We start from the raw sequence: 14,439 nt of genomic DNA, 5'->3' as shown, positions 1-14,439 counted from the left end.
GTGCGGGACCCTTTTCTCGTGTTGTTGCGCGCGATGATCGACGGACGGGGTCACATCGACCTCCGTCTGGTCTGCAGCGCGCTCTGTCCTGCCTGGTGATAGCCCCGCATTCCTGCTGGCCACCCTTGGTTAGGACCTCTTCTCATGTTCGCCGTTCCTGAGAACACCGTTGCCCTGCCCGCGTCCTCCGCTGTCGTGCACCCGGTGCGCGTCGCGCTGAGCTTCGCCGCGGACCGCGACCGCTGGAAGCACCTGCTCCGCTACTACCCGGAAGAGCGCTTCTCCGCGCTCGTCGAGCGCTCGGACGACCAGGAGATCTGGCTGATGAGCTGGCTGCCGGGCCAGACCGCGTCGCTGCACGACCACGCGGGCACGACCGGCGCGTTCACGGTCGTCAGCGGCACGCTGACCGAGGTGGTGACGACCCGCGTCCAGGTCGTGCACCAGCTCGTCGCGGGCCAGTCGCGCGTGTGGGGCCCCGGCTACGTGCACCAGGTGCGCAACGACGGCGTCGACCCGGCCGTGTCGGTCCACGTGTACCGCCACGGCACGCGCGCCATGACCCCGTACCGCTACGACCCGGTCAACGGCCCCGTTCGCTGACGTGCGCGGGCACCGCGTGCCCGTTGTCGGTGACCGGCACGCCCCACGAGGTGTGCAGCGGCAGCACCCCGGCCCACACGGTGTCGGCCTCGATGTCCTCGGCGTCGTCACCTGGCCCGCCGGTCCGGATCTTCACCGACGCCTCGGTCAGGTCGATGGCGAGCACCGCGGTCTTGGCCATCTCCTTGGGCGTCGGCGTCCGCGCGTACTCCCACGACCCTGGCGAGCTCTGCGCCACGATCGCGCGCAGCCCGCGCACCTCGTCCTCGGCGGGCTGGGCGATCCCGTGGATGACCGCGCTGCGGTAGTTCATCGAGTGGTGGAACACCGACCGCGCGTACACGACCCCGTCCACGAGGGTCACGGCCACGCAGACGGGCTTGCCGGTGATGGCTTCGCGCAACGACCGCGCGCCCGTGGAACCGTGGATGTAGAGGGTGTCCCCGTCGCGCCCGTAGGCCGTGGGCAACACGATGGGCGCACCGTCGACGTCGACCGCGAGGTGGCAGATCAACCCGGCGTCGAGCACCGAGTAGAGCTCGTCGCGTGAGGTGACGGCGCGTTTCTTGCCGCGCTGGACGGTGCTGCGTGGAGTGGGCGAAAGCGTCGTCATGCTTCAACTCTGCGCCGATAAGTGGCATGCTGACAGAGCCAATTTCAAGGCATCTGAGAAGGCCACTTCGGCAAGCCCGACACAAGTAAAGCAGAGGTGGGCAGTGGAGACAGCGCTTCCGGTGGCACTGGACCGCGAGTCCCAGGAGCCGCTGGCGGTCCAACTGGCGGACGCTCTGCGCAGCGCGGCGGCCGAAGGCAGGCTCCGCAGCGGCGACCGCCTGCCGTCGACGAGAGCGCTGGCCGAACGCCTCCAGGTCAGCCGGACGGTCACCGCGGCGGCCTACGAACAGCTGCACGCCGAGGGCTGGATCGCCGGCAGGCACGGCTCGGGCACGTACGTGACCACCACGCCGCCGGGCGCGCTGCGCAAACGTCCGCGCAAGCCGCTGGAGGTGAAGGAGGCCGCCGAGATCGTCGACCTCGCACCGGGCGCGCCGTGGGCGGGCGGTCTCGACCGCGCCGCCTGGCGCCGGGCGTGGCGAGCCGCCGCCGACTCGGCGCCGCTGTCCCGTCACACGCGCGCCGGACTCCCCGAGTACCGCGAGGCGATCGCCGAGCACCTGCTGCGTCACCGCGGCCTCGCGGTCAACGACGACCCGGTCCTCGCGACCGGCGGCACCACGGCCGCGCTCACCGAGCTCGCGGTCGCGGTCTTCAAACGGGGCGACGCCATCGCGGTGGAGGAACCGGGTTACCAGCGCGCCGTGTGGACGTTCCGCGCCGCCGGGCTCAAGGTCCTGCCGTCCGCGGTCGACGAGGAAGGCCTGCTCGTCGACGCCGTGCCGCGCGGCGTGCGCGCGGTCTACTGCTCTCCCGCGCACCAGTACCCGCTGGGCGGCCGCATGTCGGCCGGACGCCGCGTCGCGCTCGTCGAACGCGCCCGCCGCGACGGCTGGCTCGTCATCGAGGACGACTACGACGGCGAGTTGCGCTACGACGTGGCCCCGCTGCCGCTGCTCGCCGCGCTCGCGCCGGACGTCGTCGTGCACCTCGGCACGACGTCCAAGATCCTCACCCCGATGCTCGGCACGGGCTGGATGGTCGCGCCGGAGTCGATCGCGGGCGCCGTGCTCGGCCACCGCGACCGCACCGGCACCGCACCCGCGGCCGCGGGGCAGCGGGTGCTCGTCGAGCTGGCCCGCACCGGCGACCTCGGCAGGCACCTGCGCAAGCTGCGGCGCGAGCTGTCCGAACGCCGCGCGCTGCTCGTCGAAGCGTTCCACGCCAACAAGATCCCGGTGCTGGGCGACGACGCGGGCGCGCACATCGTCGTGCCCGTCGCGAGCATCGAGCGGGAGCAGAAGCTGCTCAGGGTGGCGGAGCAGCGCGGGTTGCGGCTGGACGGGCTGGGCAGGCACCACATCAACAAGCCCGAGGTGCACGGGTTGGCCATCGGGTACAGCGCCTGTTCGCGGGATCAGCTCATAGCCGCTTTGCCGGTACTGGTGGAGTTGTTGCGGCCCTAGGCTCGAACTGCCGTCGCATGACAAGAAGGGCCGTCATGCACGTGTTCGCCGCATCAGCACTCGTACTCGCGGCACTCGCTCCGAGTGCCCCCACCGTCGTCGATCCGCCTGCGGAACCGGTCACCGCCGAGGTCGTCGCCTCGATCGGCCGCGGCTGCCCGGTGGGCGGGTTCACCGCCCCCGTCGCACCGGACAACCGCTCGATCACCCTCACCTCGGTCGGACCCGGTGGGGCCATGGCCACCGCCGGCCCCGGCACCACCTACCAGGACGAGCGCAAGCCCTGTCACATCAACCTGCGGGTCGACGTGCCCGCCGGGTACACCTACGCCGTCGGGGGCAGCGAGTACCGCGGCTTCGCGGACCTCGCCAAGGGCGCCAGCGCGACGCTCTTCTTCTACGGCTACTTCCAGGGCATGAGCTTCTTCCGGGAGCGCACCTACCTGTTCAAGAGCCCGTACAACGACGACTGGGTTCGCGAGGACCGCGTCGGGATCGAGTCGCTCGTGTTCCAGCCGTGCGGGACCAAACGAAGCCTCACCCTGTTCGTGGAGCTGCGGGCGAACAAGGGCACCGCGGACCCGGCGGCGACCAGCTTCCTGTACCGGGACGACAGCGAGACGACCTACGCCCTGCACTGGAAGCGTTGTCCGCCAGCACATTCCTGACCTCTCGCCAGCTGCAGAAGGGTCTGTCATGCACGTGTTAGCAACGCTCGTGTTCGCACTGTCCGCGCTCGCCCCGCTCGACGATCCGCCGACCGAACCGGTCACCATCAACGTCGTCACCTTCAACGGCAACGGCTGTGGGGCCGGTGGCGGGGCGGCGGTCTACGTCGCTCCGGACAACACCGAGTTCGTCGTCCTCGTGGGCGGCAACAGCCTGATCCGCGTCGCCGCGGGCGCGAAGGCCACCCCAGGCGACGCGCGCCGGAGCTGCCAGCTCAACCTCCGGGTCAACACTCCGCCCGGCTACACCTACGCCATCGGCAAGGTGCGCTTCCAGGGCCTGGCCACGATCGAGAAGGGTGCCACCGCGTCGCTGAGGGCCGCTTACTCGTTCCAGGGCCAGGGCAACTTCCGCGACAACACCTACCGCTTCCCCGGCCCGTTCGCCGACTGGTGGGAGCGGGTGGACCAGAGCGGCCAGCCCACGTTCCTGCCGTGCGGGGAGAAGCGCAACCTGACCATGCTCACCGAGATGCGGGCCGCCGCGGGCACATCGGACCCGACGACCACGAGCTACCTGTACCGGGACGCGGGCGAGACGAGGTACGAGCTCCTCTGGAAGCGCTGCCCCTGAGAGTGCCGGATCCACTGACGCAGAGAGGCAAGTCATGCACGCGTTCGCAGCAGCCGCACTGGTCCTCGCCGCTTTGGCCCCGACGACCGACGTCGACCCGCCCGCCGAACCCGTCACCGCCGAGATCGTGAACTTCCTCGGCCGTGCCTGCCCCGAGGGCGGCCTCACCATCTCCGTGGCGCAGGACAACCGCTCCTTCACCCTCAGCTCGGTCGGCCCCGGCATCGTGTACGCCGCGGCAGGCGCCCGCACCACCGTCAGAGACTGGCGCAAACCGTGCCTGATCGGTCTGCGAATCCACCCGCCGGACGGCTACACCTACGCCGTCGGCAGCAGCTCCTACCGCGGCTTCGCCCTGCTGGAGAAGGGCGCCAGCGCGACGCTGCGCACCAGCTTCTACTTCCAGGGCCATGCCACCACCCACAACCGCAGCTTCAACTTCGACGGGCCGCGCTCCGACGACTGGGCGCGTGAGGACCACGTGGGCATCGACGAGCTGGTCTTCCACCCGTGCGGCGAGAAGCGGAATTTCAACCTCAACGTCGAGCTGCGGGTCGCCAGGGGCACATCGGACCCGGACACCACCAGCTACCTCTTCCGGGACGCCGGCGAGACGACCTGGGACCTGCACTGGAGGCGCTGCCCGTAAAGACCAATTAGCCCAAACGGGTATGGTCGGGCGCTATGACGCAAGGGACTGGTACGCAGCGCAAGACGAGGGTGGCCGTGGTGTTCGGCGGCCGCAGCTCCGAGCACACGATCTCGTGCGTGTCGGGCGGAAGCGTGCTGTCCCACCTCGACCGCGAGCGATTCGAGGTGGTGCCGGTCGGCATCACCCCCGAGGGCGGCTGGGTGCTCGGCAAGGGCGACACCAGTGCGCTGGAGATGAGCGGCCGCAACCTGCCGACGGTGCGGTCGCTCGGCGAGCTGGCCCCGATCGAGCCGAGCCACGCGCTGGCGGACGTCGACGTGGTGTTCCCCGTCCTGCACGGCGCGTGGGGCGAGGACGGCACCATCCAGGGTCTGCTGGAGCTGACGGCGCTGCCCTACGTCGGACCTGGCGTGCTGGCGAGCGCGATGGCCATGGACAAGGCGTTCGCCAAGCGCGTCCTGCAGGCCGCCGGGCTGCCCGTCGGCACGTTCTCCGTGCTCGACCGGCGCCAGGAGACGCTGTCGCTCGACGAGCGCGACCGCCTCGGCCTGCCGGTGTTCGTGAAGCCGGCGCGCGCCGGGTCGTCCGTCGGCATCTCGAAGGTCAAGGACTGGGCGGACCTCGACGCGGCCATCGCGCACGCCCGCGAGACGGACCCGAAGGTCATCATCGAGGCCGCGGTGACCGGCCGCGAGATCGAGTGCGGCGTGCTGGAGTTCCCCGACGGCCGGGTCGAGGCGTCGCTGCCCGCCGAGCTGCGCATCGTCGGCGAGGGCGTCGACTGGTACGACTTCGACGCCAAGTACCTCGACGACGTCTGCGAGTTCGACATCCCCGCGAAGCTCGACGACGAGACCGCGCGGCAGCTGCGCGAGATGGCCGTCACGGCCTTCCACGCGCTCGACTGCCAGGGACTGTCCAGGGTGGACTTCTTCGTCACCGACGGCGGCGAGCTCGTGATCAACGAGATCAACACGATGCCGGGCTTCACCCCGATCTCCATGTACCCGCGCATGTGGGCGGAGACCGGCGTGGACTACACCACCCTGCTGACCACGCTCATCGACACCGCGCTCGCCCGCGGCACGGGCCTGCGTTAGTCAGGCGGACGTCTTCACCGCGGTCTTCGGCAGCAGGTCGCGGATCGTGGTGGAGACGTCCTGCAACGGCCCCGTGCCCGCGTCGTCGGGCACCGTGAGCGCCACGTACACGGGACGGTCCACGACGAACCAGGTCGCGGTGCCGGAGCCCTCGACGCGCAGCCACTGCACGTCGGAGATCACCCGCAGCTCGGACGTGGGGGTGAGCTCGTTCGGCCGGTTCAGGCCGCAGCGCAGCACCACCGGGTCGTGTTTCGCGTCGCCCCACGCCACGGCACCGACGGGTGCGGGCGAGGCGATCTCCCTGCGCGGCAGCATGTCCTTACCGGACGGCAGCCCGACGGGGAGCTTCTCGACGAGCGACGTGCACTCCGGGGACGCGGCGGCGGGCGCGTCGACCGTCACCAGCGCGATGGGGCCCGTGCGGTCCGACGGGGTCTCCTCCGGGTTACCGGTCCCCAGCACGAGTCCGATCGCCGCGACGCCGACCGCGAGCAGCACGGCGAGCCCGACCGCGACCGCGATCAGCGGCCGGGACAGCACCGAAGTGGATTCCTGTGTCACACGGCTATGACAGCACGGACCTAGAGGTGCACCACCGGGCAGGTCAGCGTCCGGGTGATTCCCTCGACGTTCTGGATGCGGGCCACCACGAGCTGGCCCAGCTGGTCGACGGTGTCGGCCTCGGCGCGCACGATGACGTCGTACGGGCCGGTGACGTCCTCGGCCGTCGTGACACCGGCGATACCGGAGATTTCGGAGGCGACTGCGGCGGCCTTCCCGACCTCGGTCTGGATGAGGATGTATGCGTGCACCACGGCGTGCCCCTTCGTCGCGACAGGTTGGGTCGGGGTAGGAACGTGTCACGCAACGTACCCCAGTTGGGGTTCCGAATGCTCAGATTGGGAGGCAACTTTGCGTCCGGAGCCGCCGCGCGACGCGGAGACGGTCGCCGAAGTGGGTGAGTTCCGTCTCATCCATCGGGTGACGGCCGGTCGGGCGCAGCCCCCCACCACGTTGCTCGGCCCCGGTGACGACGCCGCTGTCGTCGCCGTGCCGGACGGCCGCGTCGTGGCCTCGACGGACGTCCTCGTCGAGGGTGTCCACTTCAGACTGGACTGGTCGTCTCCCGAGCAGGTCGGCCGAAAAGCGGCCGCGGTGAACCTCGCGGACATCGTCGCGATGGGGGCGCTGCCGTCGGCGCTGCTGGTCGGTTTCGCCTGTCCTCCGGACACCCCCGCGTCACTCGTCGAGGGGGTCATGACCGGTCTCTGGGCGGAGGCCGCGGTCGCCGGCGCTGGCGTCGTCGGCGGCGACATGGTCAGCTCCCCCACGCTGGTGATCTCCATCACGGCACTCGGCGACATGAACGGGCTCGAGCCAGTTACCCGGTCGGGCGCGCTCGTCGGTGACGTCGTCGCGGTGTGCGGGAAGCTCGGCTGGGCGGCCGCCGGTCTGGCCGTGCTCGGTCGCGGCTTCCGCTCGCCGGTCGGCATCGTGGCCGCGCAGCGCACGCCCGAGCCGCCGTACCCGGCGGGCCCGCAGGCGGCCGAGGCAGGCGCCACGGCCATGGTCGACGTCTCGGACGGCCTGCTCGCGGACCTCGGCCACATCGCGAAGGCCTCGGGCGTGGCGATCGACATCCGCACCGAGCTGCTCCCCGTGCACCCGCGCCTGCTGGATGTCGCGTCCGCGCTCGGCGCCGACGCCAGGCACTGGACGCTCACCGGAGGCGAGGATCACGCTCTCGCGGCGACGTTCCCCGGCCCGAAGACCGTGCCCGAGGACTGGCAGACCATCGGCACCGTGCGCGCGGGCAGTGGCGTCACCGTCGACGGCCGGGTGTACGAGAAACCTCCTGGCTGGGAGCACTGGCGCACGTAGACTGGAGTGCGTGGAACTATTCACGGTCGCGTATGACCATCCAGACGCGATGAAGTTGATCGCGGAGCTGCAGCAGGTGTACGTCGTCCGCTACGGCGACGTCGATGCCACGCCCGTCGACCCGGCCCAGTTCGCGGCGCCGGAGGGCTACTTCGCCATCGGGTACTCCGACGGCGTCCCGGTCGCCTGCGGCGGCTGGCGCTACCACTCCGCGATGGGCGGCGCGGAGATCAAGCGCATGTACGTCATCGATCGCCTGCGCGGCCGCGGGCTTTCCCGGCAGGTCCTCGCGCACCTCGAGTCGACCGCGCGTGCGGCTGGCCACCGGCGCATGGTGCTGGAGACCGGCCAGGCGCAGCCCGAGGCGATCGGCCTGTACGTGTCCAGCGGATACACCGAGATCGAGAAGTACGGCGTGTACAAGGACGAACCGGAAAGCGTTTGCTACGCGAAGGACCTGTAAGTTCGGCCCATGGCCATCTATGCACTCGGGGAGTACGAGCCGCACATCCATCCGGACGCCTACGTGCACCCGGACGCGACCGTCATCGGTGACGTGCGCATCGGCGCGTTCTCCTCGGTGTGGCCGCAGGCCGTGCTGCGCGGCGACTACGGGCGCATCGAGGTCGGCGAGCGCACCAGCGTGCAGGACGGCACGGTCGTGCACTGCACCGAGGTGCACCCGGTGCACATCGGCTCGTCGTGCGTCATCGGGCACAACGTGCACATCGAGGGCGCGACGATCGGCGACGACTGCCTCATCGCGTCGGGATCCGTGGTGCTCAACGGTTCCATCGTCGGCAACGGCGCGATCCTCGGCGCGGGCGCGGTGATGTCGTTCGACGGCAGGCTTCCCGAGCGCTCGATGGCGCTCGGCGTGCCCGCACGCGTGCGGGAGGGACACGTTGTGCCGGAAAAGGCGTGGAGCTTCATCGTCGAGAAATACGTTGCCAACATTGAGGTGTACCGGTCGGGGTTGCGGCGCCTCGATTAGATAAGGTCCTTCGCCGTGGCACGTCCTCTGAACGAGATCGTCGAGACCGGCTGGGCTGAAGCACTCGCCCCGGTTGCCGACCGCATTGCCGCCATGGGTGAGTTCCTGCGCGAGGAAGTCGCCGCGGGCCGCACCTACCTGCCAGCGGGCGAGAACGTGCTGCGCGCGTTCAAGCAGCCGTTCCACGGCGTCCGCGTGCTGATCGTCGGCCAGGACCCGTACCCGACGCCCGGCCACGCGGTCGGCCTGTCGTTCTCCGTCGCGCCGGACGTTCGTCCGCTGCCGAAGTCCTTGGTGAACATCTACAAGGAGTACGCGGAGGACCTCGGGCACCCGTTGCCCTCCAACGGAGACCTGACGCCGTGGGCCGACCGCGGCGTGCTCCTGCTCAACCGCGCGCTGACGGTGCAGCCGGGCAAGGCCAACGCGCACCAGGGCAAGGGCTGGGAAGCCGTGACGGAGCAGGCGATCAAGGCGCTCGCCGCCCGCGACGAGCCGATGGTCGCGATCCTGTGGGGCCGCAACGCCCGCAACCTGCGCCCGCTGCTGGAGCCGTTGCCCTGCATCGAGTCCGCGCACCCGTCGCCGCTGTCGGCGCACTCCGGCTTCTTCGGCTCCAAGCCGTTCAGCCGGGCCAACGAGCTGCTGCAGAAGCAGGGCGCGGAGCCGATTGACTGGAAGCTGCCCTGAGCTGAGCCGCGCCCGTGGCGTGCAGCCACGTGCGCAGGTTCATCAGGCCGGGGTGGAGCTTCGCCACCCGGTAGCCCAGCTCGTTGAGCCACCGGTTGGCGAACGCGAAGTCCGCGGGCATGGCCTCCAACGGGATCTGCTCGTACGGCAACGGTCGCCCGAGCACCTCGGAGAAGGCGGCCGCGATCTCCACGGGCGTCACCGAGTCGCCGGCGAGCTCGACGGTGCGGCCGATCCAGCTCGCCGGGTCGGCGAACGCCTGCGCGGCGATCATGCCCACGTCGTCGACGGCCATGAGCTGCTGCGGCACGTCCGGGGCGAGCCCGGTGGCCATGAAGTCGTCGTGCAACGCGTAGTCGCCGGTGAAGTTCTCCAGGAACGACACCGGCCGCAGCACCGTCGCGGGCAGTCCTCGCGCGTAGATGTGCTCCTCGATGCGCCACTTGCTGATCAGGTTCACGGGCAACCGCTCCTCCAGGTGCCTGCCCGTGCCGGCGACCGACGTGTAGACGAAGTGCCGCACGCCCGCTTCGGCCGCGGCCGAAGCGACGTTCATGCCCCAGCGCACCTCGTCCTCGGCGGAGAAGTCCGGCGCGGTGCCGGGGGAGCCGACGGTCGGCTGGACGCTGAACACGCCGTGCGCGCCCTCCATCGCGGCCACGAGCGACGCCACGTCCTCCATGTCTGCGTGCACGAACCCCGGCCGTGAGCGGGACAGCGCCCGCACCGTCCAGCCGCCCGCGCGCAGGTGCTTCGCCACCGCGCCGCCCTGCGATCCGGTCGCGCCCACCACAACGATGTCCATCACCGAGCTCCTAACCGGGGTGGTCCTCCGTTTGCTGGTCGCTACGATATGGAGGGGTACCCCGGTTAGCAAGGAGATTTCGGATGCGAGCGGACGCGCGCCGCAACTACGAGCGGATCCTGGCCGTCGCGGAGGAGGTCGTGGCCGAGCAGGGCGCCGAGGCGTCGCTCGAGGAGATCGCGCGGCGGGCAGGCGTGGGTTCCGCGACGCTGCACCGGCACTTCCCGTCCCGGCAGGCGCTGCTGGACGCCGTCTTCCGCGAACGGGTGGAAGCGTTGTGCGCGCAGGCGGAGGAACTGGTCCCGTGGCTGCGCGCCGTCGCGCGGCACGCCGCCGCCAACCGCGGCCTCGGCCCGTCGCTGACGAACGGCGCCGACTGCCACGCGATGATCATCGCGACGGGAAGCGAGCTGCTGGAACGCGAGGACACCGTGCGCCCGGACGTGACCATCGGCGACCTGCTGACCCTGGCGGGCGCGATCTCGTCGGTCACCGAGGGCGATCCGGACGCGGCGGAACGCTTGATGACCATCGCGCTGGAGGGCATTTCGCGCGGCGTGAAATCCGATGGGCCGAACAGCGCCTGATCAGTAGCGTCGCGAGGCATGTGGGGGAAACGCGACCTGCCGTTGGTCGTAGGCGGCGCAGTGGTGTCCGACTTCGGCAACGCGATCACCATGATCGTCCTGCTCCTCTGGGCGACCCCGATCAGCCCGCTGCTGGTGGCAGGGGTCCTGGTGGCCGAGATGCTCCCGATCGCACTGGGTGCCCCGATCGCGGGCTGGCTGGTCGACCGCTTCCCGAACCGCAGACTCCTCATCGCGGCCCTGCTGTGCCAGGGCGCGGTCACCGCCGCGATCGCCACCGCCATGACCGTCCCGGCGCTGGTGCTGACCCTCGTCTTCCTCTCCGGCTGCGGCCGGGCGATCACCGCCCCGGCCCAGTCGGCACTGATCCCGCACATCGCGGGCGAGGAGAACTCGACCAAGGCCTACGCGTGGATGGGCACCGGCCGCAGCCTGGGCATCCTGGCGGGCGCGACGGGCGGCGCACTGCTGGCGGGCCACTTCGGCTACGGCCCGGCGCTCGTCATCGACGGTGCCACGTTCGCGCTCCAGGCGCTGGCGCTGGCCTTCGTGCGGCAGGAACGCCGCCCGCGGCCGGGCGATCACCAGGAACGCCCCAGCGCCACCGCGGGCCTGCGCCACGTCAGGACGGACAAGGTCCTCCTGGCGGGCATCAGCGGTCTGGCGAGCTTCGTCGGCTGCGTCGTCCTGATCAACGTCGCAGACCCCGCGTACGTCCGCTACGTCCTCAACGGCGACGAGTTCACCTTCGGCGCCATCCAGTCGTGCTGGATGCTCGGCCTCCTGGTCGGCAACCGCCTGGCAGCGCGTCTGACCAGGGAACGTCAGGTAGCGGGGTGGCTGGGCGTGGCGGGAATCGGCATCGGGACGGCCGTGCTGATCCCGGCGGCCTTGCCCTACGTGGTCGCCAACGGGATCGGCTGGTTCCTCGGCGGCATCTGCAACGGCGTGGACAACGTCACGGAGAAGGTGCTGATCAGGATGCGCACCCCGGAGGAGATCCGCGGGAGGGTGTTCGCCGCGGTCAGCTCGGTGGTCACGGCGGCCAACCTCGTCGGCACGGCGGCGGGCGGTGTCCTGCTGCTCTCGCTCAGCCCGCGCTGGGTGTTCGCGATCGGCGGCACCGGGGCGATCATCGCCGGGGCGTTGTGCCTGGTCAGGGTCCGAAAAGCAATGAGCCCGGCCGAAGCCGGGCTCATCACGACGAGCAAGTAAAGCGCGGTCTCAGCCGCGCACCACCTTGCCGGCCTTCAGGCACGAGGTGCACACGTTGATCCGCTGGCGCTGCGAGGACGAGACCTTCGCGCGCACGGACTGGATGTTCGGGTTCCAGCGGCGGTTCGTCTTCCGCTGGGAGTGCGAAACCGAATGGCCGAAGCCCGGCCCCTTTGCACAGACGTCGCACACGGCAGCCACGTCAGCCACTCCTTCTAGATTGCTGGTGTCTCACGCCCCGGCGGGCGCGCAAGCGTATGCACAAGCCTCAACCGGGCACGGCAACCCAGCAAGGGTAGCCGGTGGCCTGCACGGGAACCAAACCGGGTGGATACCCTCGCCGCCATGCACGATCTGGATGCGGTGGCGGTGCGACGTTGGGCGGACGCGTGCGTCCGGTCGTTGGACGCGAATCGCGAGGCCATCGATCAGATCAACGTCTTCCCGGTCCCCGATGGTGACACGGGCACGAATCTCCTGCACACGATGCAGTCCGCGCTGGACGCACTGCTGCGCGCGCCCATGAGCGGCGTCGGCGAGGCGCTGTCCGCGCTCGCCAAGGGTGCGCTCGCCGGGGCGCGCGGCAACTCGGGCGTGATCCTGTCGCAGGCGCTCAGGGGCCTGGCGGAGGCCGCGAAGGACCTCAGCAGCCTCACCGGCACCGCGCTCAGGCAGGCGCTGCACCGGGCCGACGAGCTGGCCACCGCGGCCGTCTCCAACCCGGTGGCGGGCACCGTCCTCTCCGTGCTCCACGCGGCCGCGGAGGCCGCCAAGGACACGTCGACCGACGAGCTCGACGAGGTCGTCACGGCCGCGGCGAAGGCGGGTGCCGAGGCACTGGCCGAGACGCCGCGCCAGCTCGCCGTGCTGGCCAAGGCCGGGGTGGTCGACGCAGGTGGCCGGGGTCTGCTTGTGTTGTTGGACACACTGGCCGCGATCGTCACCGGCAAGGAGCTCGCGACGCTGCCCGCGAACATCGTCCCGCGCACCCTCGAGTCGCTCACGACCGACCGCGAGGCGGGGTCGGCCGAGTTCGAGTACGAGGTCATGTACCTCCTCGACGGCACGGACGAGGTCGATCAGCTCAAGATCGACCTCAACCAGCTCGGCGACTGCGTCTCGGCCGTCGGCGACGGCGACGGCCTGTGGACCGTGCACGTGCACTGCAACGACATCGGCGCCGCCATCGAAGCGGGCGTGCGCACCGGCCGCCCGCACCGCATCACCGTGCAGCGCTTCGCGGACCAGATCGCCGCGCAGGCGTCCCGCTTCGTCCGCGACCGCGCGATCGTCGTGCTCGCCAGCGGCGCGGTGGACCTGTTCCGCGCCGAGGGCGCCTCGGTGGTCGACCTCGCGCGCGACGTCACGGCCAACGACCTCCTCAGCACCATCGCGGGCACGCGCGCGCGGCACGTCGCCGTGCTGCCGGGCGACCCGGACGTGCGCGACCAGCTCGACGAGGCCATCGCCTACGCCGTCGCGGCAGGCCAGGACGTCGTGGTCGTCCCGACGTTCTCACCGGTGCAGGCGCTGGCCGCGCTGGCCGTGCACGACCCGTCCCGCCGCGCGGGCGACGACGTGGTCGCGATGGCCGAGGCCTCGGCCGCCACGCGACGCGGCGAGCTCGAGGTGTCCGACCGCGAGGCGATCACGTGGGTCGGCCGCTGCCAGCCGGGCGACCTGCTCGGCATGCTGGACGGCGAGGTCGTGCTGATCGAGCCGGGCCCCGCGTCGCCGGAGAACCTGTGCGACCTCGCGTGCCGCCTGGTCGACCGGATGCTCGGCGGTGGCGGTGAGCTGGTGACGCTCATCCTCGGCGAGGCCTGCCCAGGCGGTCTCGTCGAGACGCTGGAAGATCATCTGCGGGTCACCCATCCGGAGGTGGAAGTGACCGCGTATCCGGGCGGACAGCCGGACGCCGTCATCTTTGTCGGTGTCGAGTAGTTCAATGGCAGCGATGATCTCCTTCGACGACAAGCTGCAGCCGTTGCTCGGCAAGAAGTCCGCCGACGCACTGGAGTCCGGCCTCGGCCTCACGACGGTCGGCGACCTGCTGCGCCACTACCCGCGGCGCTACGACGAGCGCGGCAAGCTCACCGAGATCGCGTCGCTGGAGCTCGGCGAGCACGTCTCCGTGCAGGCCAAGGTGAAGAAGTGCACCAAGCGGTCCATGAAGGCCCGCCGCGGCCACATGACCGAGGCGGTGATCACGGACGGCACCAGCGAGCTGCACCTCGTCTTCTTCGGCGGCCCGGCGCACTCGGCGGAGAAGGAGCTGCTGCCCGGCACGAAGGCGCTGTTCGCGGGCAAGGTCGGCCAGTTCCGCAACAAGCTCCAGCTCGCGCACCCCGCGTACGAGGTGCTCACGGACGAGGCGTCGGGCTCGGACTTCCTCAAGGCGTTCCTGCCCGTCTACCCGGCGTCGCAGGGCATCAACACCTGGAACATCGAGAACTGCGTCAAGCAGCTGCTGGAGATCTGGGACGGCGTCGAGACGGACCCGCTGCCCGCGGAGGTGCGCGAGCG

Annotated in this window: 18 protein-coding genes and 1 pseudogene; 14 read left to right on the top strand and 5 right to left on the bottom strand. The window is 70.6% G+C overall.

The window, feature by feature from the left end; all coding sequences use genetic code 11:
• Positions 1–144 precede the first annotated feature (144 nt).
• Positions 145–603, top strand: a complete 459-nt coding sequence (locus FKR81_RS39205) for a cysteine dioxygenase (protein ID WP_146359931.1) — start codon at positions 145–147, stop codon at positions 601–603.
• Here the strand turns inward: FKR81_RS39205 and FKR81_RS39200 are convergent.
• Entirely contained in the window at positions 584–1,216 is a 633-nt protein-coding gene (locus FKR81_RS39200) for a pyridoxamine 5'-phosphate oxidase family protein (RefSeq protein WP_146359928.1), read from the bottom strand. The genes FKR81_RS39205 and FKR81_RS39200 overlap by 20 nt on opposite strands.
• On the opposite strand from FKR81_RS39200, the gene pdxR reads away from it, so the two are divergent.
• From pdxR to FKR81_RS39175, 5 genes are read left to right on the top strand one after another with little or no spacing between them, the layout of a single operon-like run.
• Complete coding sequence (gene pdxR / locus FKR81_RS39195) at positions 1,215–2,684, top strand: MocR-like pyridoxine biosynthesis transcription factor PdxR (RefSeq protein ID WP_146360002.1); 1,470 nt, start codon at positions 1,215–1,217, stop codon at positions 2,682–2,684. The two genes, FKR81_RS39200 and pdxR, sit on opposite strands and share 2 nt — an antisense overlap.
• Before the next feature lie 17 nt (positions 2,685–2,701).
• Complete coding sequence (locus FKR81_RS39190; RefSeq protein ID WP_146359925.1) at positions 2,702–3,352, top strand: DUF4360 domain-containing protein; 651 nt, start codon at positions 2,702–2,704, stop codon at positions 3,350–3,352.
• A gap of 28 nt (positions 3,353–3,380) precedes the next feature.
• Positions 3,381–3,986 (top strand): DUF4360 domain-containing protein, encoded by a 606-nt coding sequence (locus FKR81_RS39185; RefSeq protein WP_146359922.1) that lies wholly within the window; start codon positions 3,381–3,383, stop codon positions 3,984–3,986.
• A 34-nt stretch (positions 3,987–4,020) separates the two neighbouring features.
• Positions 4,021–4,635: a DUF4360 domain-containing protein gene (locus FKR81_RS39180; RefSeq protein WP_146359919.1), complete on the top strand. Its 615-nt coding sequence runs from the start codon at positions 4,021–4,023 to the stop codon at positions 4,633–4,635.
• A 35-nt stretch (positions 4,636–4,670) separates the two neighbouring features.
• The gene (locus FKR81_RS39175) at positions 4,671–5,738 is read left to right on the top strand and encodes a D-alanine--D-alanine ligase family protein (RefSeq protein ID WP_146359916.1); all 1,068 of its coding nucleotides are present in this window, start codon (positions 4,671–4,673) and stop codon (positions 5,736–5,738) included.
• Here the strand turns inward: FKR81_RS39175 and FKR81_RS39170 are convergent, their stop codons facing one another.
• Together FKR81_RS39170 and FKR81_RS39165 are read right to left on the bottom strand one after the other, a co-directional pair.
• Positions 5,739–6,302 (bottom strand): DUF3515 domain-containing protein, encoded by a 564-nt coding sequence (locus FKR81_RS39170; protein WP_146359913.1) that lies wholly within the window; start codon positions 6,300–6,302, stop codon positions 5,739–5,741.
• Positions 6,303–6,322: 20 nt separating this feature from the next.
• Positions 6,323–6,556, bottom strand: a complete 234-nt coding sequence (locus tag FKR81_RS39165; protein ID WP_146359910.1) for an Lrp/AsnC ligand binding domain-containing protein — start codon at positions 6,554–6,556, stop codon at positions 6,323–6,325.
• A 97-nt stretch (positions 6,557–6,653) separates the two neighbouring features.
• On the opposite strand from FKR81_RS39165, the gene FKR81_RS39160 reads away from it, so the two are divergent.
• Genes FKR81_RS39160 through FKR81_RS39145 form a run of 4 tightly spaced genes read left to right on the top strand, consistent with a single transcriptional unit; the run spans position 6,654 to position 9,306 of the window.
• Positions 6,654–7,622 carry a thiamine-phosphate kinase gene (locus FKR81_RS39160; RefSeq protein WP_146359908.1) on the top strand — a complete coding sequence of 323 codons (969 nt, stop codon included), beginning with the start codon at positions 6,654–6,656 and terminating at the stop codon, positions 7,620–7,622.
• A gap of 49 nt (positions 7,623–7,671) precedes the next feature.
• Complete coding sequence (locus FKR81_RS39155; protein ID WP_146359905.1) at positions 7,672–8,085, top strand: GNAT family N-acetyltransferase; 414 nt, start codon at positions 7,672–7,674, stop codon at positions 8,083–8,085.
• Between the two features lie 9 nt (positions 8,086–8,094).
• On the top strand, positions 8,095–8,616 hold the full coding sequence (locus FKR81_RS39150) for a gamma carbonic anhydrase family protein (protein ID WP_146359902.1): 522 nt from the start codon (positions 8,095–8,097) through the stop codon (positions 8,614–8,616).
• Between the two features lie 15 nt (positions 8,617–8,631).
• A complete protein-coding gene (locus FKR81_RS39145) occupies positions 8,632–9,306 on the top strand; it encodes a uracil-DNA glycosylase (RefSeq protein ID WP_235922167.1) in 675 nt (224 codons plus the stop codon).
• Here FKR81_RS39145 and FKR81_RS39140 read toward each other — a convergent pair.
• Positions 9,242–10,111, bottom strand: a complete 870-nt coding sequence (locus FKR81_RS39140; RefSeq protein WP_146359899.1) for an NmrA/HSCARG family protein — start codon at positions 10,109–10,111, stop codon at positions 9,242–9,244. The two genes, FKR81_RS39145 and FKR81_RS39140, sit on opposite strands and share 65 nt — an antisense overlap.
• An 83-nt stretch (positions 10,112–10,194) precedes the next feature.
• On the opposite strand from FKR81_RS39140, the gene FKR81_RS39135 reads away from it, so the two are divergent.
• Positions 10,195–10,698, top strand: coding sequence for a TetR/AcrR family transcriptional regulator (locus FKR81_RS39135; RefSeq protein WP_146359896.1), 504 nt, complete (start codon positions 10,195–10,197; stop codon positions 10,696–10,698).
• An 18-nt stretch (positions 10,699–10,716) separates the two neighbouring features.
• On the top strand, positions 10,717–11,913 hold the full coding sequence (locus tag FKR81_RS39130) for an MFS transporter (RefSeq protein ID WP_146359893.1): 1,197 nt from the start codon (positions 10,717–10,719) through the stop codon (positions 11,911–11,913).
• Positions 11,914–11,922: 9 nt separating this feature from the next.
• Here FKR81_RS39130 and rpmB read toward each other — a convergent pair whose 3' ends face one another.
• Complete coding sequence (rpmB, locus tag FKR81_RS39125) at positions 11,923–12,114, bottom strand: 50S ribosomal protein L28 (RefSeq protein WP_146359996.1); 192 nt, start codon at positions 12,112–12,114, stop codon at positions 11,923–11,925.
• Between the two features lie 144 nt (positions 12,115–12,258).
• Between rpmB and FKR81_RS39120 the strand changes: the two genes are divergently transcribed.
• Positions 12,259–13,857, top strand: a complete 1,599-nt coding sequence (locus tag FKR81_RS39120; RefSeq protein WP_146359890.1) for a DAK2 domain-containing protein — start codon at positions 12,259–12,261, stop codon at positions 13,855–13,857.
• 4 nt (positions 13,858–13,861) lie between these two features.
• Positions 13,862–14,368: pseudogene (locus FKR81_RS45380) on the top strand (OB-fold nucleic acid binding domain-containing protein); the annotation flags it as partial.
• Between the last annotated feature and the right edge of the window lie 71 nt (positions 14,369–14,439).

It is taken from the genome of Lentzea tibetensis (genome assembly GCF_007845675.1).
GTDB classification, from domain to species: Bacteria; Actinomycetota; Actinomycetes; order Mycobacteriales; family Pseudonocardiaceae; genus Lentzea; species Lentzea tibetensis.
The sequence above is the reverse complement of the archived record's forward strand: the minus strand, read 5'-3'. Positions and strand labels throughout refer to the sequence as shown.